General features: G+C 61.6%; 14 protein-coding genes and 1 tRNA gene. 12 read left to right on the top strand and 3 right to left on the bottom strand.

What is annotated here, in order from left to right; genetic code table 11:
• The first annotated feature begins 33 nt into the window (after positions 1-33).
• From tuf to rpoC, 10 genes are all read left to right on the top strand, one after another.
• A complete protein-coding gene (tuf, locus tag GJV26_RS11940; RefSeq protein ID WP_155708965.1) occupies positions 34-1,224 on the top strand; it encodes an elongation factor Tu in 1,191 nt (396 codons plus the stop codon).
• Between the two features lie 93 nt (positions 1,225-1,317).
• A tRNA-Trp gene (locus GJV26_RS11935) sits at positions 1,318-1,393 on the top strand.
• 36 nt (positions 1,394-1,429) lie between these two features.
• Positions 1,430-1,813: a preprotein translocase subunit SecE gene (secE, locus tag GJV26_RS11930; RefSeq protein ID WP_155709000.1), complete on the top strand. Its 384-nt coding sequence runs from the start codon at positions 1,430-1,432 to the stop codon at positions 1,811-1,813.
• On the top strand, positions 1,814-2,437 hold the full coding sequence (nusG, locus tag GJV26_RS11925; RefSeq protein WP_155708999.1) for a transcription termination/antitermination protein NusG: 624 nt from the start codon (positions 1,814-1,816) through the stop codon (positions 2,435-2,437). It begins immediately after the preceding gene.
• Positions 2,438-2,538: 101 nt separating this feature from the next.
• Complete coding sequence (gene rplK / locus GJV26_RS11920) at positions 2,539-2,970, top strand: 50S ribosomal protein L11 (RefSeq protein ID WP_155708998.1); 432 nt, start codon at positions 2,539-2,541, stop codon at positions 2,968-2,970.
• 2 nt (positions 2,971-2,972) lie between these two features.
• Positions 2,973-3,668, top strand: coding sequence for a 50S ribosomal protein L1 (gene rplA / locus GJV26_RS11915; protein ID WP_155708997.1), 696 nt, complete (start codon positions 2,973-2,975; stop codon positions 3,666-3,668).
• A gap of 252 nt (positions 3,669-3,920) precedes the next feature.
• Positions 3,921-4,466, top strand: coding sequence for a 50S ribosomal protein L10 (rplJ, locus tag GJV26_RS11910; RefSeq protein WP_189442099.1), 546 nt, complete (start codon positions 3,921-3,923; stop codon positions 4,464-4,466).
• 65 nt (positions 4,467-4,531) lie between these two features.
• Complete coding sequence (gene rplL / locus GJV26_RS11905) at positions 4,532-4,906, top strand: 50S ribosomal protein L7/L12 (protein WP_155708996.1); 375 nt, start codon at positions 4,532-4,534, stop codon at positions 4,904-4,906.
• Between the two features lie 325 nt (positions 4,907-5,231).
• The gene (rpoB, locus tag GJV26_RS11900; protein WP_155708995.1) at positions 5,232-9,341 is read left to right on the top strand and encodes a DNA-directed RNA polymerase subunit beta; all 4,110 of its coding nucleotides are present in this window, start codon (positions 5,232-5,234) and stop codon (positions 9,339-9,341) included.
• A 73-nt stretch (positions 9,342-9,414) separates the two neighbouring features.
• Positions 9,415-13,656: a DNA-directed RNA polymerase subunit beta' gene (gene rpoC / locus GJV26_RS11895; protein WP_155708994.1), complete on the top strand. Its 4,242-nt coding sequence runs from the start codon at positions 9,415-9,417 to the stop codon at positions 13,654-13,656.
• 205 nt (positions 13,657-13,861) lie between these two features.
• Here rpoC and GJV26_RS11890 read toward each other — a convergent pair whose 3' ends face one another.
• Entirely contained in the window at positions 13,862-14,044 is a 183-nt protein-coding gene (locus GJV26_RS11890; protein ID WP_155708993.1) for a hypothetical protein, read from the bottom strand.
• Between the two features lie 162 nt (positions 14,045-14,206).
• Positions 14,207-17,023 (bottom strand): M16 family metallopeptidase, encoded by a 2,817-nt coding sequence (locus tag GJV26_RS11885; RefSeq protein ID WP_155708992.1) that lies wholly within the window; start codon positions 17,021-17,023, stop codon positions 14,207-14,209.
• 161 nt (positions 17,024-17,184) lie between these two features.
• Here GJV26_RS11885 and GJV26_RS11880 point away from each other — a divergent pair, with 161 nt between their 5' ends.
• Positions 17,185-17,817, top strand: coding sequence for a winged helix-turn-helix domain-containing protein (locus GJV26_RS11880; protein WP_155708991.1), 633 nt, complete (start codon positions 17,185-17,187; stop codon positions 17,815-17,817).
• A 170-nt stretch (positions 17,818-17,987) separates the two neighbouring features.
• On the opposite strand, the gene GJV26_RS11875 is transcribed toward GJV26_RS11880, so the two are convergent.
• Entirely contained in the window at positions 17,988-19,415 is a 1,428-nt protein-coding gene (locus tag GJV26_RS11875; protein ID WP_155708990.1) for a sensor histidine kinase, read from the bottom strand.
• Positions 19,416-19,617: 202 nt separating this feature from the next.
• On the opposite strand from GJV26_RS11875, the gene GJV26_RS11870 reads away from it, so the two are divergent.
• Complete coding sequence (locus GJV26_RS11870) at positions 19,618-20,088, top strand: acyl-CoA thioesterase (RefSeq protein ID WP_155708989.1); 471 nt, start codon at positions 19,618-19,620, stop codon at positions 20,086-20,088.
• Positions 20,089-20,192 lie beyond the last annotated feature (104 nt).

Below are 20,192 nucleotides of genomic sequence, written 5' to 3'. Positions count from 1 at the left end.
CAGCAATATCTTAAAAATTGTTAGGAGTCTAAAATGGCAAAAGGTAAGTTTGAGCGGACCAAACCGCACGTCAACGTCGGCACCATCGGTCACGTTGACCATGGCAAGACGACCCTGACCGCTGCAATCGCAACCGTACTGTCGAAGAAATTCGGCGGCGAAGCCAAAGCCTACGACCAGATCGACGCTGCTCCGGAAGAAAAAGCACGCGGCATCACGATCAACACCGCGCACGTCGAGTACGAAACCGCTGCCCGTCACTACGCGCACGTTGACTGCCCAGGCCACGCCGACTACATCAAGAACATGATTACCGGTGCTGCGCAGATGGACGGCGCGATCCTGGTGTGCTCCGCGGCCGACGGCCCGATGCCACAGACCCGCGAGCACATCCTGCTGGCGCGTCAGGTTGGCGTTCCTTACATCATCGTGTTCCTGAATAAGTGCGACCTGGTCGACGATGCAGAACTGCTGGAACTGGTCGAAATGGAAGTGCGCGAGCTGCTGTCGAAGTACGAGTTCCCTGGCGACGACCTGCCGATCATCAAAGGTTCGGCACGTATGGCCCTGGAAGGCCAGCCTGGCGAAATGGGCGAAGAGTGCATCATCCGCCTGGCCGATGCCCTGGACACCTACATCCCGACGCCTGAGCGCGCTGTGGACGGCGCCTTCCTGATGCCTGTGGAAGACGTGTTCTCGATCTCCGGCCGCGGTACCGTGGTGACCGGTCGTGTCGAGCGCGGCGTGGTGAAAGTCGGCGAAGAAATCGAAATCGTCGGCATCATCGACACCGTCAAGACCACCTGCACCGGCGTGGAAATGTTCCGCAAGCTGCTGGACCAGGGTCAAGCCGGCGACAACGTTGGCCTGCTGCTGCGCGGCACCAAGCGTGAAGACGTGCAGCGCGGTCAGGTTCTGGCCAAGCCAGGCTCGATCAAGCCGCACAACCACTTCACCGGCGAGATCTATGTTCTGTCGAAAGACGAAGGCGGCCGTCACACCCCGTTCTTCAACAACTATCGCCCACAGTTCTACTTCCGTACGACGGACGTGACCGGCTCGATCGAGCTGCCAGCGGACAAAGAGATGGTCATGCCGGGCGACAACGTGTCGATCACCGTCAAGCTGATCTCCCCGATCGCGATGGAAGAAGGCCTGCGCTTTGCAATCCGTGAAGGCGGCCGTACCGTCGGCGCCGGTGTCGTTGCAAAGATCATCGCTTAATAGCAGTAAATAGTAGTAAAGAGTCCGCCAAGTAATACTGGCACCCAACAACGTTGGGTGCTAGAATTACGGATTCCACTGTAAGTTTTACGTAGGGGCGTAGCTCAATTGGCAGAGCGTCGGTCTCCAAAACCGAAGGTTGGGGGTTCGATGCCCTCCGCCCCTGCCACCGAATTCTGGTGCAGGGCACCGAAAGTAAAAACGAATGTCTAATCAATCCGTGCAAACCGTTGGCACGAGCGGCGACAAGCTGAAAGTCGTGCTGGCGGTGGTTGCAGCGATTGCAGGCGTAGTCGGGTTCTTCTACCTGGCAGGTCAACCAACCCTGGTGCGGGCATCCGCGCTTGTGGTTGGTTTGCTTATTTCCGTCGGCATTGCCTACACCTCCGCCACCGGCCGTGACTTCATCAATTTCTCGAAAGAAGCTGTTCGCGAAACGAAGAAAGTCGTCTGGCCTACGCGCAAGGAAGCCACGCAGATCACGCTGATCGTGTTTGCGTTTGTCGTGGTGATGGCGATGTTCCTCTGGGGAACGGATAAGCTGCTTGAGTTCCTGTTGTACGACTTGATTCTGGGCTGGAAAAATTAAATGAGCGATAACGTGCAAGACGACGTAACTGGCGCTCCGGCGCCAGATGCTCCGGCAGGAGAGACGGCTGCTCCAGTCAGCGTGCCAGTCAGCAACAAGCGCTGGTACGTTGTGCATGCTTATTCCGGCATGGAAAAGAGCGTGCAGCGTGCACTGACTGAGCGCGTCGAACGCGCCGGCATGCAGGAACAGTTCGGCCAGATCCTGGTGCCGACCGAAGAAGTTGTCGAAGTAAAGAACGGTCAGAAATCCGTGACCGAACGCCGTTTCTTCCCGGGCTATGTGCTGGTTGAAATGGAAATGACGGACGAAACGTGGCACCTGGTGAAGAATACCGCCAAGGTCACCGGCTTCATCGGCGGCAAGTCGAACAAGCCGACGCCGATTCCCGCACGCGAGATCGAAAAGATCATGACGCAGATGCAGGAAGGTGTCGAGAAGCCACGGCCGAAAGTGCTGTACGAAGTGGGCGAACAGGTCCGCATCAAGGATGGTCCGTTCACCGATTTCAACGGCAATGTCGAAGAAGTCAATTACGAGAAGTCCAAAGTGCGCGTCTCCGTCACCATCTTCGGTCGCGCCACCCCCGTCGAACTCGAATTCGGGCAGGTCGAGAAGGTCTGACCTGTTCACCACGCCCAACGGAGCGTTCAATCCGTACGAGGAGCCCTGCCATGAAGTACCGGCGGGGCGCTACCACTCAAATCCAACGATAGGAAGCCATCATGGCAAAGAAAATCATTGGCTTTATCAAGCTGCAAGTACCAGCTGGTAAGGCAAACCCGTCTCCTCCGATCGGCCCGGCACTGGGTCAGCGCGGCCTGAACATCATGGAATTCTGCAAGGCGTTCAACGCCCAGACGCAAGGCCTCGAGCCAGGCATGCCGATTCCGGTGGTGATCACCGCCTTCGCGGACAAGTCGTTCACCTTCGTGATGAAGACCCCGCCGGCAACGTTCCTGATCAAGAAGCACGCTGGCGTGCAAAAAGGTTCGCCGAAGCCGCATACCGACAAGGTCGGCACGCTGACCCGTGCCCAAGCGGAAGAAATCGCAAAACTGAAAACCCCGGACCTGACCGCCGCCGACATGGAAGCCGCTGTGCGCACCATCGCTGGCTCGGCACGTTCGATGGGCATCACCGTTGAGGGCATCTGATCATGGCAAAACTGTCCAAGCGCGCACAAGCCATCAAGGCTAAAGTAGACCGTACCAAAGTGTACCCGTTCGACAACGCCGTATCGCTGGTCAAGGAACTGGCCACGGCCAAGTTCAACGAATCGATCGACGTGTCGGTTCAGCTGGGCGTGGATCCGAAGAAGTCGGACCAGGTCGTTCGCGGTTCCGTCGTGCTGCCAGCAGGCACCGGCAAGACCGTTCGCGTGGCCGTGTTCGCTTCTGGCGAAAAGGCTGAAGCTGCCAAGGCAGCCGGCGCCGACGTGGTCGGCATGGAAGACCTGGCGGAACGCGTGAAGGCCGGCGACATGCCGTTCGACATCGTGATCGCTTCGCCTGACACCATGCGTATCGTCGGTACACTGGGCCAGATCCTGGGCCCGCGCGGCCTGATGCCTAACCCGAAGGTCGGCACTGTTACCCCTGACGTCGCTACCGCCGTGAAAAACGCGAAAGCCGGCCAGGTCCAGTACCGTACCGACAAGGCAGGTATCATCCACGCCACTATCGGCCGTAAATCGTTCAGCGATGCCGATCTGAAGAGCAACCTGGTTGCCCTGATCGAAGCCCTGAACAAGGCCAAGCCGGCCTCGTCGAAAGGCGTGTACCTGCGCAAGGTCTCGCTGTCGTCGACGATGGGCGCAGGCCTGCGCGTCGATCACGGCACGCTGGCTGCTTAAGAATCAAGTCCTCGTGCTCGTCAAACGGGCATGAGGCGCATCTTTGGGCTGTCAGGTACGAACGTGCCTGGCAGGCAATCAAAGACCGTTGGGCCGGGAGCAGCAGGCAGGTTTCCGGTTAATGATCAGCGATGGTCCCCAACGCAGATGGTGTACCCGAACAAGTTTTGCAGTCCATTGGACTCCTAACCTCGGACGCCGTTGTTCGAAACCGATGTGGAAATTTTTCCGCATCTTTTAAGGAGATTGACCGTGGGTCTCAATCTGAATGACAAAAAGGCCGTCGTCGCCGAAGTTTCCGCAAAAGTAGCATCTGCGCAAACGATCGTCGTGGCTGAGTACCGTGGCATCCAGGTTGCTCACTTGACGAAACTCCGTGCAACCGCACGTGCCCAGGGCGTGTACCTGCGTGTTCTGAAGAACACGCTGGCTCGCCGCGCTGTCGAAGGCACGCCGTTCGCCAACCTGTCCGACGCAATGACCGGTCCGCTGATCTACTCGATCTCGGATGATGCCGTGGCCGCCGCGAAAGTCATTTCCGACTTCGCGAAAACCAACGACAAACTGGTTGTCAAGGCAGGTAACTTTGCAGGCAAGCAGCTCGACGTAGCTGGCGTGTCCGCACTGGCGAATATTCCTAGCCGTGAAGTTCTGCTGGCCCAGCTGGCAGGCGTCTGGCTGGCACCGGTTTCCGGCTTTGCACGTGGTCTGGCTGCCCTGGCAGCCAAGAACAGCGAGGGCACCGAAGCCCCAGCTGCCGAAGCTGCTCCCGCAGCCGAAGAAGCTCCAGCCGCTTAATAGCAGCCAGCTGTTCTTAGTCAAGTAATCAATCTGTAAGCATACAAATCTATTAGGAGTTTCAAATGGCAATTAGCAAAGACGACATCCTGGAAGCGGTTGGCAATCTGACCGTCCTGGAACTGAATGAACTGGTCAAGGCATTCGAAGAGAAATTCGGCGTGTCGGCAGCTGCTCTGTCGGCTCCAGCTGCTGGCGGCGGCGCTGCTGCAGCTGCTGTTGAAGAACAGACCGAATTCAACCTGGTGCTGACCGAAATCGGCGCGAACAAAGTCGGCGTCATCAAGGCTGTTCGTGAAATCACCGGTCTGGGCCTGAAAGAAGCCAAAGACGTGGTCGATGGCGCACCGAAGACCGTCAAGGAAGCCCTGTCGAAAGCTGACGCTGAAGCCGGCAAGAAAAAGCTGGAAGATGCAGGCGCCAAGGCCGAGCTGAAGTAATAGTATTATTGGCGCCGGTATCATTTAGCGCCTGAGCCAAAGCACTGGCCCTCCCTCTCGAAGGGGGAGGGCCGGCTTTGGCTCCTTTGTCGTCTCCGGAGTATTTAAGCAGTACCAGTTTGCAAACAGCATGTTTGTATGCAGGTAAGTTGTACCAGTAATGCCGTTGTACCCAAGCCGTACCCGTCCGCCGTACCCCTAGTCCCGACGGAGAGAAGGTAGTGCCTTGAGGTTTCGCCTGTAAGCCCAGTCCAGTTCCACTGATTGCAAGCATACAAGCCGAAACCTGAATTTTCTACCCTTTCCTGTCACTCACGGAGTGTCCATGCACTACTCATTTACTGAGAAGAAGCGCATCCGCAAATCATTCGCGAAGCGCGCCAACGTCCACAACGTTCCGTTCCTGCTGGCGACCCAGCTCGAGTCGTACGAAAACTTCTTGCAAGAGCACACCCCGGTGGCAACCCGCAAGAACGAAGGTCTGCAATCGGCCTTTACTTCCATCTTCCCGATCGTTTCGCACAACGGCTTTGCACGCCTGGAGTTCCTGTCCTACGTGCTGGGCGACCCGGCCTTCGACGTGAAAGAGTGCCAACTCCGTGGCCTGACCTTCGCTTCCCCGCTGCGCGCGAAAGTGCGTCTGGTGATCCTGGACAAGGAATCGCCGACCAAGCCGGTCGTCAAGGAAATGAAGGAACAGGAAGTCTACATGGGCGAACTGCCCCTGATGACGACCACCGGTTCGTTCGTGATCAACGGTACCGAGCGGGTCATCGTGTCGCAGCTGCACCGTTCCCCGGGCGTGTTCTTCGAGCACGACCGCGGCAAGACGCACTCGTCCGGCAAGCTGCTGTTCTCGGCCCGTATCATTCCTTACCGCGGCTCGTGGCTCGACTTCGAGTTCGACCCGAAGGATATCCTGTACTTCCGCGTCGACCGTCGCCGCAAGATGCCGGTATCGATCCTGCTGAAGGCCATCGGCATGACGCCGGAACAGATCCTGGCGAACTTCTTCGTGTTCGACAACTTCAACCTGCGCTCGGAAGGCGGCGAACTCGAGTTCGTGGCCGAACGCCTGCGCGGTGAAGTCGCGCGCTTCGACATCGTCAATCCGAAGGATGGCAAGACGATTGTCACGAAGGACAAGCGGATCAACGCCAAGCACGTGCGTGAAATCGAAGCTGCCGGTATCGCTCACATTTCCGTACCGGAAGACTACCTGCTGGGCCGCGTGCTGGCCAAGAACATCGTCGACCCGGAAACGGGCGAAGTGGTCGCATCGGCGAACGACGAGCTGACCGAAGAGCTGCTGAACCGCCTGCGCGATTCCAGCATCTCCGGCATCCAGACGCTGTACACCAACGACCTGGACCAGGGCGCCTACATCTCGCAGACGCTGCGCATCGACGACACGGCCGACCAGTCCGCCGCCCGCGTTGCCATCTACCGCATGATGCGTCCCGGCGAACCGCCGACCGAAGAATCGGTGGAAGCGCTGTTCAACGGCCTGTTCTACAGTGCCGACCGCTACGACCTGTCCGCCGTCGGCCGCATGAAGTTCAACCGCCGCATCGGCCGTGACGAACTGACCGGCGCGATGACGCTGGCCAACGAAGACGTGCTGGCCGTGATCAAGATCCTGGTCGAGCTGCGCAATGGCCGCGGCGAAGTCGATGACATCGATCACCTGGGTAACCGCCGCGTGCGTTGCGTGGGCGAGCTGGCCGAAAACCAGTTCCGCGCCGGCCTCGTGCGCGTGGAACGCGCCGTCAAGGAACGCCTCGGCCAGGCCGAAGCGGACAACCTGATGCCGCATGACCTGATCAACAGCAAGCCGATCTCGGCAGCGATCCGTGAATTCTTCGGTTCGTCGCAGCTGTCGCAGTTCATGGACCAGACCAACCCGCTGTCCGAGATCACCCACAAGCGCCGTGTTTCCGCGCTGGGCCCGGGCGGCCTGACCCGCGAACGCGCCGGCTTCGAGGTGCGCGACGTGCACCCGACCCACTACGGCCGCGTGTGCCCGATCGAAACGCCTGAAGGCCCGAACATCGGCCTGATCAACTCGCTGGCACTGTATGCCCGCCTGAACGAATACGGCTTCCTTGAAACCCCGTACCGCAAGGTCGAGAATTCCAAGGTCACCGACAAGATCGATTACCTGTCCGCCATCGAAGAAGGCCGCTACATCATTGCCCAGGCAAACGCCCGGATCAATGAAGAAGGCCAGCTTGACGACGAACTGGTATCGGCCCGTGAAGCCGGCGAGACGATCCTGGTTTCCCCTGAGCGCATCCAGTACATGGACGTGGCGCCAGGCCAGATCGTTTCCGTGGCGGCGTCGCTGATTCCGTTCCTGGAACACGATGACGCGAACCGTGCACTGATGGGCGCCAACATGCAGCGCCAGGCCGTGCCTTGCCTGCGTCCTGAAAAGGCGCTGGTCGGTACCGGTATCGAACGCACCGTGGCGGTCGACTCCGGCACCACCGTGCAGGCGCTGCGTGGCGGCCTGGTGGACTACATCGATGCGGGCCGCGTGGTGATCCGCGTCAACGACGAAGAGGCGCAAGCCGGCGAAGTCGGCGTGGACATCTATAACCTGATCAAGTACACCCGTTCGAACCAGAACACCAACATCAACCAGCGTCCGATCGTGCAAGTGGGCGACCGCGTGGCCAAGGGCGACGTGATCGCCGACGGCGCATCGACCGACCTGGGCGAGCTGGCACTGGGCCAGAACATGACCGTGGCATTCATGCCGTGGAATGGCCTGAACTTCGAGGATTCGATCCTGATCTCGGAAAACGTCGTCAAGGACGACCGTTACACCTCGATCCACATCGAAGAACTGTCCGTGGTGGCCCGCGACACGAAACTGGGCGCGGAAGAAATCACCCGCGACATTTCGAACCTGGCCGAAAACCAGCTGGCACGCCTGGATGAATCGGGCATCGTGTACATCGGCGCCGAAGTGCAGGCCGGCGACACGCTGGTCGGCAAAGTGACGCCGAAGGGCGAAACGCAACTGACGCCGGAAGAAAAGCTGCTGCGCGCGATCTTCGGCGAAAAAGCCTCCGACGTGAAGGATACGTCGCTGCGCGTGCCTTCGGGCATGGTCGGTACCGTCATCGACGTGCAGGTGTTCACCCGCGAAGGCATCCCGCGCGACAAGCGCGCCCAGCAGATCATCGACGACGAGCTGAAGCGCTACCGCCTGGACTTGAACGACCAGATGCGTATCGTCGAAGGCGATGCCTTCCAGCGTCTCGAGAAGATGCTGATCGGTAAGATCGTCAACGGCGGTCCGAAGAAGCTGGCGAAGGGTGCCGCGATCACCAAGGATTACCTGGCCGACCTGGACAAGTATCACTGGTTCGACATCCGCCCGGCGGACGACGATGCCGCGACCGCCCTCGAAGCGATCAAGGAATCGATCAACGAGAAGCGCCACCAGTTCGACCTGGCCTTCGAAGAGAAGCGCAAGAAGCTCACGCAGGGCGACGAACTGCAGCCTGGCGTGCAGAAAATGGTCAAGGTGTACCTGGCCGTGAAACGCCGCCTGCAGTCCGGCGACAAGATGGCGGGCCGCCACGGCAACAAGGGTGTGGTGTCGCGTATCGTGCCGGTGGAAGACATGCCATACATGGCCGACGGCACGCCGGCGGACGTGGTGTTGAACCCGCTGGGCGTTCCTTCGCGGATGAACGTGGGTCAGATTCTCGAGACCCACCTGGGCTGGGCGGCGAAGGGCCTGGGCATCCGGATCGGTGAAATGCTGGCACAGCAGATCAAGGTCGAAGAGATGCGCAAGTACCTGACCACCGTGTACAACGAGTCCGGCGCGAAGGAAGACATCGCGAGCCTGACCGACGACGAGATCATGAAGCTGGCGGCCAACCTGAAGAAGGGTGTGCCGTTCGCAACGCCGGTGTTCGACGGCGCGCACGAATCCGAAATCCGCCGCATGCTGGACCTGGCGTACCCGGACGACATCGCCGCGAAACTGGGCATGACCCCGTCCAAGAACCAGGTCACGATGTACGACGGCCGCACCGGCGAAGCGTTCGAGCGCAAGGTCACCGTGGGCGTGATGCACATGCTGAAACTGCACCACCTGGTCGACGACAAGATGCACGCCCGTTCCACCGGTCCGTACTCGCTGGTGACGCAGCAGCCGCTGGGTGGTAAAGCCCAGTTCGGCGGCCAGCGCTTCGGCGAGATGGAGGTGTGGGCACTGGAAGCGTACGGCGCATCGTACGTGCTGCAGGAAATGCTGACCGTGAAGTCCGACGACGTGAATGGACGTACCAAAGTGTACGAAAACCTCGTCAAGGGCGATCACGTGATCGAGGCCGGCATGCCGGAATCGTTCAACGTGCTGGTGAAGGAAATCCGTTCCCTGGGTATCGATATCGACCTGGAACGCACCTAAGCCGCACGCAGCCCGGCCGGCGCAGAACGCCGGCCGGGCAACTTCAAGAATTCATCACTACCTGGAGTGATACATGAAAGCCCTGCTCGATTTATTCAAGCAAGTACAGACGAACGAGACCTTCGACGCGATCAAGATCGGTCTCGCCTCGCCTGAGAAAATCCGTTCGTGGTCCTACGGCGAAGTCAAGAAGCCGGAAACCATCAACTACCGTACCTTCAAACCGGAACGCGACGGCCTGTTCTGCGCCAAGATCTTTGGCCCGATCAAGGACTACGAGTGCCTGTGCGGCAAGTACAAGCGCCTGAAGCACCGCGGCGTGATCTGCGAGAAGTGCGGCGTCGAAGTCACGCTGGCCAAGGTGCGCCGCGAGCGCATGGGCCACATCGAGCTGGCCTCGCCGGTCGCCCACATCTGGTTCCTGAAATCGCTGCCGTCGCGCCTGGGCATGGTCCTGGACATGACGCTGCGCGATATCGAACGCGTGCTGTACTTCGAAGCATATGTCGTGACCGATCCGGGCATGACGCCGCTGAAGAAGTGCCAGATCATGTCGGAAGACGATTACGCCGCCAAGTACGAAGAGTACGGCGACGACTTCACCGCATTCATGGGCGCCGAGGGCATCCGTGAACTGCTGCGCTCGATCGACATCCACCGCGATGCCGAAACGCTGCGCGTGGAACTGAAGGAATCGAAGTCCGAAGCGAAGATCAAGAAATACGCCAAGCGCCTGAAAGTGCTCGAAGCGTTCCAGCGTTCCGGCATCAAGCCGGACTGGATGATCATGGAAGTGCTGCCGGTGCTGCCGCCGGAACTGCGTCCGCTGGTCCCGCTGGATGGCGGCCGTTTCGCCACGTCCGACCTGAACGACCTGTATCGCCGCGTCATCAACCGTAATAACCGCCTGAAGCGCCTGATGGAACTGCGCGCGCCGGAAATCATTACGCGTAACGAAAAGCGCATGCTGCAGGAAGCGGTCGACTCGCTGCTGGACAACGGCCGTCGCGGCAAGGCGATGACCGGTGCCAACAAGCGTCCGCTGAAGTCGCTGGCCGAAATGATCAAGGGCAAGGGCGGCCGTTTCCGCCAGAACTTGCTGGGCAAGCGCGTCGACTACTCGGGCCGTTCGGTCATCGTGGTGGGTCCGCAGCTGAAACTGCACCAGTGCGGCCTGCCGAAACTGATGGCCCTGGAACTGTTCAAGCCGTTCATTTTCAACAAGCTGGAACTGATGGGTCTGGCAACGACCATCAAGGCCGCCAAGAAGCTGGTCGAGCAGCAGGAACCGGTCGTCTGGGACATCCTGGAAGACGTGATCCGCGAACACCCGATCATGCTGAACCGTGCGCCAACGCTGCACCGCCTGGGTATCCAGGCGTTCGAGCCGGTGCTGATCGAAGGCAAGGCCATCCAGCTGCACCCGCTGGTCTGCGCGGCGTTCAACGCCGACTTCGACGGTGACCAGATGGCCGTTCACGTGCCGCTGTCGATCGAAGCGCAGATGGAAGCGCGCACGCTGATGCTGGCGTCGAACAACATCCTGTTCCCGTCGAACGGCGAGCCGTCGATCGTGCCGTCCCAGGATATCGTGCTGGGCCTGTACTACGCGACCCGCGAGGCGATCAACGCCAAGGGCGAGGGCATGCTGTTCCCGGACGTGTCGGAAGTGATCCGCGCGTACGACAACAAGGAAGTGGAACTGGCGACGCGCATCACGGTGCGTATCGTCGAGAACCCGCGCAACCCGGAAACGGGCGAGTTCACCCGCACGCTGACCCGTTACGAAACGACGGTCGGCCGCGCGATCCTGTCCGAGATCCTGCCGAAAGGCCTGCCGTTCAGCGTGCTGAACCGCTCGCTGAAGAAGAAGGAAATCTCGAAGCTGATCAACACGTCGTTCCGCAAGTGCGGCCTGCGTGCCACGGTGGTGTTCGCCGACCAGCTGATGCAGTCGGGCTTCCGCCTGGCGACGCGCGCCGGTATCTCGATCTGCGTGGACGACATGCTGGTGCCGCTCGAGAAGAAAACGCTGATCTCGACCGCCGAGTCCGAAGTCAAGCAGATCGAGCAGCAGTACGCTTCCGGTCTGGTGACCGCGGGCGAGCGCTACAACAAGGTCGTCGACATCTGGGGCAAGACCTCGGACGAAGTCGGCAAGGCCATGATGGACCAGCTGAAGGTGGAAGACGTCGTCAAGCGCGACGGCACCAAGACGACCCAGGAATCGTTCAACGCGATTTACATGATGGCCGACTCGGGCGCCCGCGGTTCCGCGGCCCAGATCCGTCAGCTGGCCGGTATGCGCGGCCTGATGGCGAAACCGGATGGTTCCATCATCGAAACGCCGATCACGGCGAACTTCCGTGAAGGCCTGAACGTTCTGCAGTACTTCATCTCCACCCACGGCGCCCGTAAGGGTCTGGCCGATACGGCGCTGAAGACGGCAAACTCGGGTTACCTGACGCGCCGCCTGGTCGACGTGACGCAGGATCTGGTCGTGATCGAAGACGATTGCGGCACGTCCAACGGCACGCACATGAAGGCGATGGTCGAAGGCGGTGAAGTCATCGAGGCACTGCGCGACCGTATCCTGGGCCGCGTGGCGAACAACGACGTGGTCAATCCTGAAACCCAGGAAACCGTGTACGAAGCCGGCACGCTGCTGGACGAGGACATGGTCGAAGACATCGAACGCATGGGCATCGACGAAGTCAAGGTCCGCACGCCGCTGACCTGCGACACCCGTTTCGGCCTGTGCGCGAAGTGCTACGGCCGCGACCTGGGCCGCGGCCAGCTGGTCAACACCGGCGAAGCTGTCGGCGTGGTGGCGGCGCAGTCGATCGGCGAACCGGGTACCCAGCTGACGATGCGTACGTTCCACATCGGTGGTGCGGCATCCCGCGCAGCGGTGGCCTCGTCCGTCGAAGCCAAGTCGAACGGTATCATCCGCTTCACGGCCACGATGCGTTACGTCACGAACGGCAAGGGTTCGCAGATCGTCATTTCCCGTTCCGGCGAAGTGCTGATCACCGACGACCATGGCCGTGAGCGCGAACGCCACAAGGTGCCGTACGGCGCGACGCTGATCGTCAAGGATGGCATGACGGTGAAAGCCGGCATCGCCCTGGCGACGTGGGATCCGCTGACCCGTCCGATCATTACCGAGTACGCCGGTACGGTGCGCTTCGAGAACGTCGAAGAAGGCGTGACCGTGGCCCGTCAGGTCGATGAAGTGACCGGCCTGGCAACGCTGGTGGTGATCGATGCGAAACGCCGCGGCTCGCTGACGAAGACCGTTCGTCCGCAGGTGAAACTGCTGAATGAAGAAGGCGCGGAAGTGAAGATCGCCGGCACCGAACACGCAGTAGCGATCGGCTTCCAGGTCGGCGCGCTGATCATGGTGAAGGATGGCCAGCAGGTGTCGGTGGGTGAGGTCCTGGCGCGTATTCCGACCGAATCGCAGAAGACCCGCGACATTACCGGTGGTCTGCCGCGCGTTGCCGAGCTGTTCGAAGCACGTTCGCCGAAGGATGCGGGCATGCTGGCCGAAGTCACCGGTACGGTGGCCTTCGGCAAGGAGACGAAGGGCAAGCAGCGCCTGGAAATCACCGACATGGACGGCAACAAGCACGAGTTCCTGATCACGAAGGACAAGCAGGTGCTGGTGCACGATGGCCAGGTGGTGAACAAGGGCGAGATGATCGTGGACGGCCCGGCCGATCCGCAGGACATCCTCCGCCTGCTGGGCATCGAGGCACTGGCGCGCTACATCGTCGACGAAGTGCAGGACGTGTACCGTCTGCAGGGCGTGAAGATCAACGACAAGCACATCGAGGTGATCGTTCGCCAGATGCTGCGTCGTGTTCAGATCACCAATGCGGGCGACACCGACTACATCGTCGGCGAGCAGGTGGAACGTTCGGAACTGCTGGACCAGAACGACAAGATGAATTCGTATGCGAAGCTGCCGGCCACGTATGAAAACGTGCTGCTGGGTATTACCAAGGCATCGCTGTCGACCGATTCGTTCATCTCGGCCGCATCGTTCCAGGAAACCACCCGCGTGCTGACCGAAGCGGCGATCATGGGCAAGCGCGACGGTCTGCGCGGCCTGAAGGAAAACGTCATCGTCGGCCGCCTGATCCCTGGCGGTACCGGCCTGGCCTTCCACCGCGCCCGTCGCGAGAAGGAAGTCTGGGAAGCCGAAGAACGTACCGCCCTGCTGCAAGCCGAGCGCGCAGCACAGGCAAGTACGGATCTGGAAGCACTGGAAACGCCTGCGGAACAGCACCACGAAGGCGGCGAGGGCTGATTTTTACTGCCCCGCACTGAACTTCACGAGCTTTCGGGCTCGACATGAAAACGGCACCGAAAGGTGCCGTTTTTTTTTCGCCTGCCCGAAATGCGGTCGCGGTCTTCGCGGTGCCCGGACGACTGCCGCCACGCCGCTCCTGCCACTGTAGCGGCCCCTGTTGATGATGTCAGTGAGCGCAGGCCCTGCACGCATTGCGAACGTTTCAGCGTCCCCATCCGGCGTCATCGGCAGGGGGGCCTTCCACGGCTCCCGGCGCCAGGCCCGGCCCGACGATGACCAGGTAATTGCCGGCGCTCGCCGGTTCCCAGCGCCACTCGGTGGCAATGAAGGTGATCGCGGCAGTGCCGATCAGCAGGGCGGCGACCTGGAGATACAAACGGTTCATGACGGTTCCTTGGGATGAACGAATCCTGCGCCAACCGGGATCCCGTGTCCCAATTAATGCCAGCAGGAAACGTCATCCTACGCAGCCGTCATTGCGTTGTTTTGATTTGGCGCAAACCCTGGTCGCCATTGTTGAAAATCAGCAACCAAACAACGTCCATTCTTAACGTAACGGCTTGCCATCGTTGTCCAGCACCGTCACTTCGCCCCAGCCGAGTTCGCGGATGCGCGGCTCGATCTTGCGCAAATCGCCGACCACCAGCCACACCACGTCGTCCGGGCGGATGAACTTGCCGGCGGCGCCGGCCAGTTGCGGCGGGTCCAGGGCGCGCATGCCGGCCGCATAATTCGCCCAGTAGTCCTCCGGCAGGCCCAGGTTGACCGTCTCCAGCGCGGCCGATTCCAGCGCGTTGATCGTCTCGAAGCGCCCGGCCAGGCGCGACGTCATGTTGCGCATGATGCTCGTGAATTCCTCGCCTTCGATGGGCCGCTTGCCGGCGATATCGCGGATTTCCTTGTCCACCTCGATCAGCGATTCCCTCGTCTTGTCCGACTGCACGGCGATCAGCGTGAAGAAATTGCGCGGGCCGCGCACGCTCGTCATCCGCCCCGTGCCGCCGTAGCTCCAGTGCTTGTCGAGTCGCAGGTTGCGGTTCAGGCGCGATGTCGCCATGCCGCCGAAATTCTGCATCACCGGTTCCAGCGCCAGGTCTTCCGGCTGGCCGGGCGGCAGCGACAGGTGCCCGGCCAGGATCGTTGATTGCTGCGCGTCCGGCTTGTCGATCAGGTAGATGCGCCTGGCGGCCGGTCCGGCGGTGGCCGCGGCCGGTGCGGCCACCGCGGATTTCGCCGGCGCGCGGCCGGCCTGCCACTTGCCGAACGCCGCTTCCAGCAGCGGCACCACCTGCGCCAGCGTGGTGTCGCCGGTGACCACGATCGTCGTGCTGCCCGGCTTGAACCAGGCACGGTGCCATGCCGCCAGGTCGTCGCGCGACAGGCCGGCCACCGAAGCGTCGAAGCCCGAAGCGGGCAGGGCATAGCTGCTGCCCGTACCGTACAGGATCGCCGGCAGCGTGCGCAGCGCCAGCGCGTTCGGCTGGGCCTTTTCCTGGGCGATCTGGGCGAGCCGGCGCTGCTTTGCCAGCGCGAACTCGTCGGCGGGGAACGACGGCGCCAGCACGGCCTCGGCCAGCAGCGCCAGCGACGGCGCCAGGCCGGCGCTGGTGGCCTGCAGCCGCACCAGCGACATGTCCGGCCCGGTGCCGGTGAACAGGCGCGCGCCCAGCGATTCGAATGCGTCCGAGATCTGGTAGGCGTCGCGCGTTCTGTTCCCGCTGCGGGTACCCTTGTTGAGAAGCTCCAGCGTCAGCGAGGCCAGGCCGGCCTTGCCAGGCGTGTCGGCCGCCGTACCGGCATCGATCGCCACGGCCACGTTGACGATCGGCGCCGAATGGCGTTCCAGCAGGATCACTTGCAGGCCATTCGACAGCGTGGCTTTCTGCATCGCCGGGAATTTCACGTCCGGCGCCTCGCCCAGCGCGGGCAACACCTTGCGGTCCAGCGTCGCGGCGGCGGCGGACACTTTGGCGAACGGCTTCACCGTCATCGTGTAGTGGGGCGCCCGCAGCCATTGCGCCGCGGTCGCCTTCAGCGTTGCCGGCCGGGCGGCGGACAGCGTGTCGAGCTGCTGCAGGTAGGCATCCGGCGCGCCGCCGTACGTCATGCTTTCGGCCAGCACGTCGGAACGGCCGCCGAAGCCGCCCAGGCGTTCGATGCTGCGCGCGAACGACGCCAGCGTGCTCGCCTTGACGCGCGCCACCTCCGCGGCGGTCGGCCCCTCGTCCAGCAGCTCGGCCAGCACGGCATCGAGTTCCTTCTCGGCCAGCGCGGGGTCGACGCCCGCCCGCACCGTCACGACGATATCGAACGTGCTCGACAGTTCACTGGCGTCCACGCCGGCCGACACCGCCGTGGCCAGCCGCTTTTCATCGATCAGCCGGCGGTTCAGCCGCGCGCTCTTGGTATTGGCCAGCACGTCGGTCACCATGCCGAGCTCCACCATTCCGCTGTCGCGCCAGCCCGGCGCATGCCAGCTGCGGTAGATGCGCACCTGCGGGACGTGGTCGTCCATCTCGTCGCGCACGTTGCGCTCCAGCTGCGGAATCCAGGCCTCGGTGCGCGGCAGCGGCGGGCCCGGCGGGATCGATTCGAAATATTTCCTGACCAGCTCCAGGGCCCGCTCCGGCGTGATGTCGCCCGCCAGCGAGATCACGGCATTGTTCGGGCCATAGTAAGTGCGGTACCACTCGCGGATGTCGTCCAGCGATGCCGCGGCCAGGTCTTCCATGCTGCCGATCACCGGCCACGAGTACGGGTGCGAATACGGGTACATGCGGGCCGATTTTTCCAGGTGCACGCGGCCATAGGGCTGGTTTTCGCCCTGGCGCTTTTCGTTCTGCACCACGCCGCGCTCGCGTTCCAGCATGTCTTTCGAGATGTAATTGCCGAGAAAGCCCATCCGGTCCGCTTCCAGGTACAGCGTGCGCTCCAGCGCGGACACGGGCACGTCCTCGAAGAAATTGGTGCGGTCCGTGTTCGTGGTGCCGTTGCGGTTGTTGGCGCCCAGGTCGTCCATCGCCTCGCGGAAGCCGTGCGGGTAGTTTTCCGAACCGTTGAAGAAGAAATGTTCGAACAGGTGCGCAAAGCCCGTCTTGCCCCGTTTCTCGTTGCGGGAGCCCACGTGGTACCAGAGGTTCACGCCCACCACCGGCACGCTGTGGTCCGTGTGCACGATCAGCGTCAGGCCGTTTTGCAGCACGAATTTCTGATGGGGGATCACATACGCCTGCCGCTGCCACGGTGCGGCGGCGACGGCGCTTGCGGAGGCGTTCGCGGATGCGCTCTTCGGTGCGGCCGGTGCGGCCAGCGAACCGGCGCCGATGCAGGCCAGCGTGGCGGCGAGGACAATCGTGCGTTTCATGGAACTCCCGGAGCAGGATGAATCCGGTCATTCTAGCGTGCCCGATTGATAACGAATCAGGTAAAGGCTTCAAAAAACCCGTGGCGTGGCAATGGCAACAAGGGAGCAAGCCAGGCAAGGGCGGCCGCGGCGGCTGGGCTCACCGTGCTAAGATTTGGTCCATGATCGCATCGGCCCTGTTTACTCCTGCCCAGCAAAAGCTGCTGGGGCTGCTGTTCGTGCGGGTGGACGAAGGCTTCCACCTGAACGAGATCATGCGGCTCACGGGGCTGGGCAGCGCTTCGGCCCAGCGCGAACTGAAGCGCCTGCACGAAGCGGGGCTGATCCTGTCCGAACGTATCGGCAATGTGCGGCAATTCCGCCCGAACAAGGCCAGCCCCGTCTACGAGGAACTGGCCGGCATCGTCAAGAAAACCTTCGGACTGCTGAGCGTGCTGCATGCCACGCTCGGGCCGATGCGCAAGGCGCTGAATGTGGCCTTCGTGTACGGCAAAACGGCCCGCGAGGGCGAGCCCACGTCGGATGCCGTCGAGCTGCTGCTGATCGGCGAGAACACCACGTATGGCGAATTGCTGACCCGCCTGCCGGTGGCGGAACGCATCCTGCGCCGCAAGATCAATCCCAACCTCTATTCGTTGCCGGATTTCAGGCGGCGCGTGCGCGAGCAGCAGGGCTTCATCCTGAACATGCTCGATGAACGGAAGGTCTTCGTGCTGGGGGATGAAACCGATCTCGACGAGATCGTGAAGGGCGCGCAGGCCGATCCTGCAACGACACCGCCCACCGGCGGCTGATGCCCGTCGCGCAAGTCGCGCCTGCCTGGCATGACTGGCCTGCTTGCCTGTCCTGTTTGCCTGTCCTACTCGTCTGTCCTACTCGTCTGTCCTACTCGTCTGCCTGCTTGCCTGGATCACTTGGCCGATCCACCTCTCCGGCCCGCTTTTCGGCCCGCTTGCCGCTGTGCTTATTTGGCCTGGTCGGGCAGCGGAAAATCGCCCAGGTGCTGGCCGGTCGCCTGGGCCGGCAGCGCGCGCTCAAGCGGAAAGCCGAGCGCGAAGCGCGTATAGCTGCCCACTTCGGATTCGCAGGAGATCGTGCCGCCGAAGGCCGTTACCACCTTGTGGCAGAACGCCAGGCCCATGCCGGTGCCGCCGCCGGATTTGCGCGTCGTATAGAACGGCTCGAACACGTGCGGCAGCACATCGGCGGCAATGCCGTGGCCGGTATCGGTCACGACCAGCATGTTCTGGTCGAAATCCTTGTAGCACTCGATCACCACCGCGCCGTTGCCCTTGGTCTTGACCGCGTGCAGGGCATTCTTCAGCAGGTTGTACAGCACGTAGACCAGCAGCGTGTCGGACCCGTAGAAGCGGAAATCCGCGCTCAGCCGCACGCTGACTTTTTCCCGTTCCCGGTCGGTGAACGGGTAGCAGGCCAGCGCTTCGTCGACCACCTGCTTGACCGAATGCAGCGCGAAATTGTCGCGTTCGAGCGAGCCCACGCGCGCCGATGCCAGCAGCATGTCGACGATGAAGTTGGAGCGCGATACTTCGGCTTCGATATGCCGGGCGATGTCGCTCAGGTAGTCGAGTTGCTCGTCGTTCAGGCCCGGCGCCTGCGAGCGCCGGTAGCCGGCGATCAACTCGGGCAGGTTGCGCGCGAGCACGCGCGACTGGCTGCGGATCGTGGCGAGCGGCGTGCGCACCTCGTGCGCGATGCTGGCCGCGGTGGCCAGCGGATCGGCCAGCAGGTTGTGCCGCACCATCGCCTGGGCGATCAGGCCCAGGCTGGCGGCGATGAACAGCACGCCCGGCGGGTAGAACTCCACGCCGTAGTTGCACAGGTAATCGATGGATGCCACGGCGTAGATCAGGATGCTGACGAAGCAGTAGCGCAGCCGCGCCTTCTCGGTCGACAGCGCCACCTGCTGGCGGCGGTACAGCAGGAACAGGCCGCGCAGGATCACGGCCGTGGTCTGCAGCAGGTGCACCGGATGCAGCCAGCCGGCCTTCGGGTAAAAACCGTAGAAATAGGGATACAGGCCGGACAGCAGCCAGTCCGTGGTGGGGATCAGCAGGGCCAGCACCCCGGCCAGCGCATAGCTGGCCTGCACGAGGGAGCGCTCGGTGCGGCGGCCCGTCAGTTCCGCGATGAAGTGATACAGCGTGGTCGGCAGGAAAAGGATCGGCAGGTAGCCCAGCCGTGCGAGCACCAGCGCCGTGTCGGCATTGTGAACCTGGAACATCAATGCCCATGCCGCCTGCCAGCTGAACGTGGTGATACAGATGAGGAAGAAGGTCAGGCTGGCGCGGTTCGCGCCGCGCGAGTTCAGCACATAGACGCCGTAGCTGATGAACACCAGCGATACCAAGCCCGGCAAGATCGAATACATGTGCGCTCCTCTGGGAGATTACAGTGAACAGGCAAGCGATCTTAGCAACAGAAAATGGCGAAGTGCGTGCCAAGTTCCCCATATCCGACTAAGTGTTGCGCTTAGTCAAAAGAGAATAATGCTTTAAGGCAAAAAGTAGAGGTGTTCGGCATCGTGTCGAAACCCCTGCCGGCGGCCGGCAAATACTTCACAGGAGAAAATCATGTTTATGCATGCCAACGTCGAAGCCAATGTTGAAGCAAAGGTCGCAAACGACGCCAACAGCAATGCGGAACTGACGTTCCATCATCAGCTGTCGATCTACCTGAAAGACTCGAACGCCTATGGGAATACGTATTTTGCGCGCTATTTCGAATGGCAGGGGATCTGCCGCGAAAAATGGTTCTACGAGTGCATTTCACGCGACATGTTGCAGCAGGAAGGGGTGTTCATCACCAAGCATGCACAGCAGGATTTTTTGCAGGAAACCTTTCCCTTCCAGGACATCACGTGCGAAGTCAACAGCTACGATGTCAAGCGCTGCTCGTTCTGGCTCGAGTTCCGCTTCTATGCGAACGGCGAGCTGGTAGCGCAAGGCCGCCAGCAGCTTGTGTTCGCCAGCCATACGAAACAGATCAAGGCGCTGCCGGAACTGGTGTTGAAACGCATCGGGCGCTATGCGTTGAAGAAGTAATGCAGCCACCGCCCGGAATGCGCCACGCCTGCCCAAACAATGCAGCGTAGCCGCCGAGCAGCAACCTCGGCAGATACTGAACCACCAGACACGAAACAACCGGT

Source organism: Pseudoduganella dura (assembly GCF_009727155.1).
GTDB lineage: Bacteria > Pseudomonadota > Gammaproteobacteria > Burkholderiales > Burkholderiaceae_D > Rugamonas > Rugamonas dura.
This window is presented reverse-complemented; position numbering and strand designations above follow the sequence as displayed.

Excerpts from the sequence above, each read along its gene's own strand:
- GJV26_RS11870 (WP_155708989.1), top strand. The coding sequence starts at position 19,618 with ATGTTTATGCATGCCAACGTCGAAGCCAATGTTGAAGCAAAGGTCGCA.
- rpoB (WP_155708995.1), top strand. The coding sequence starts at position 5,232 with ATGCACTACTCATTTACTGAGAAGAAGCGCATCCGCAAATCATTCGCG.
- tuf (WP_155708965.1), top strand. The coding sequence starts at position 34 with ATGGCAAAAGGTAAGTTTGAGCGGACCAAACCGCACGTCAACGTCGGC.
- nusG (WP_155708999.1), top strand. The coding sequence starts at position 1,814 with ATGAGCGATAACGTGCAAGACGACGTAACTGGCGCTCCGGCGCCAGAT.
- rplA (WP_155708997.1), top strand. The coding sequence starts at position 2,973 with ATGGCAAAACTGTCCAAGCGCGCACAAGCCATCAAGGCTAAAGTAGAC.
- rplL (WP_155708996.1), top strand. The coding sequence starts at position 4,532 with ATGGCAATTAGCAAAGACGACATCCTGGAAGCGGTTGGCAATCTGACC.
- GJV26_RS11880 (WP_155708991.1), top strand. The coding sequence starts at position 17,185 with ATGATCGCATCGGCCCTGTTTACTCCTGCCCAGCAAAAGCTGCTGGGG.
- rplK (WP_155708998.1), top strand. The coding sequence starts at position 2,539 with ATGGCAAAGAAAATCATTGGCTTTATCAAGCTGCAAGTACCAGCTGGT.
- GJV26_RS11885 (WP_155708992.1), bottom strand. The coding sequence starts at position 17,023 with ATGAAACGCACGATTGTCCTCGCCGCCACGCTGGCCTGCATCGGCGCC.
- GJV26_RS11875 (WP_155708990.1), bottom strand. The coding sequence starts at position 19,415 with ATGTATTCGATCTTGCCGGGCTTGGTATCGCTGGTGTTCATCAGCTAC.
- GJV26_RS11890 (WP_155708993.1), bottom strand. The coding sequence starts at position 14,044 with ATGAACCGTTTGTATCTCCAGGTCGCCGCCCTGCTGATCGGCACTGCC.
- secE (WP_155709000.1), top strand. The coding sequence starts at position 1,430 with ATGTCTAATCAATCCGTGCAAACCGTTGGCACGAGCGGCGACAAGCTG.
- rpoC (WP_155708994.1), top strand. The coding sequence starts at position 9,415 with ATGAAAGCCCTGCTCGATTTATTCAAGCAAGTACAGACGAACGAGACC.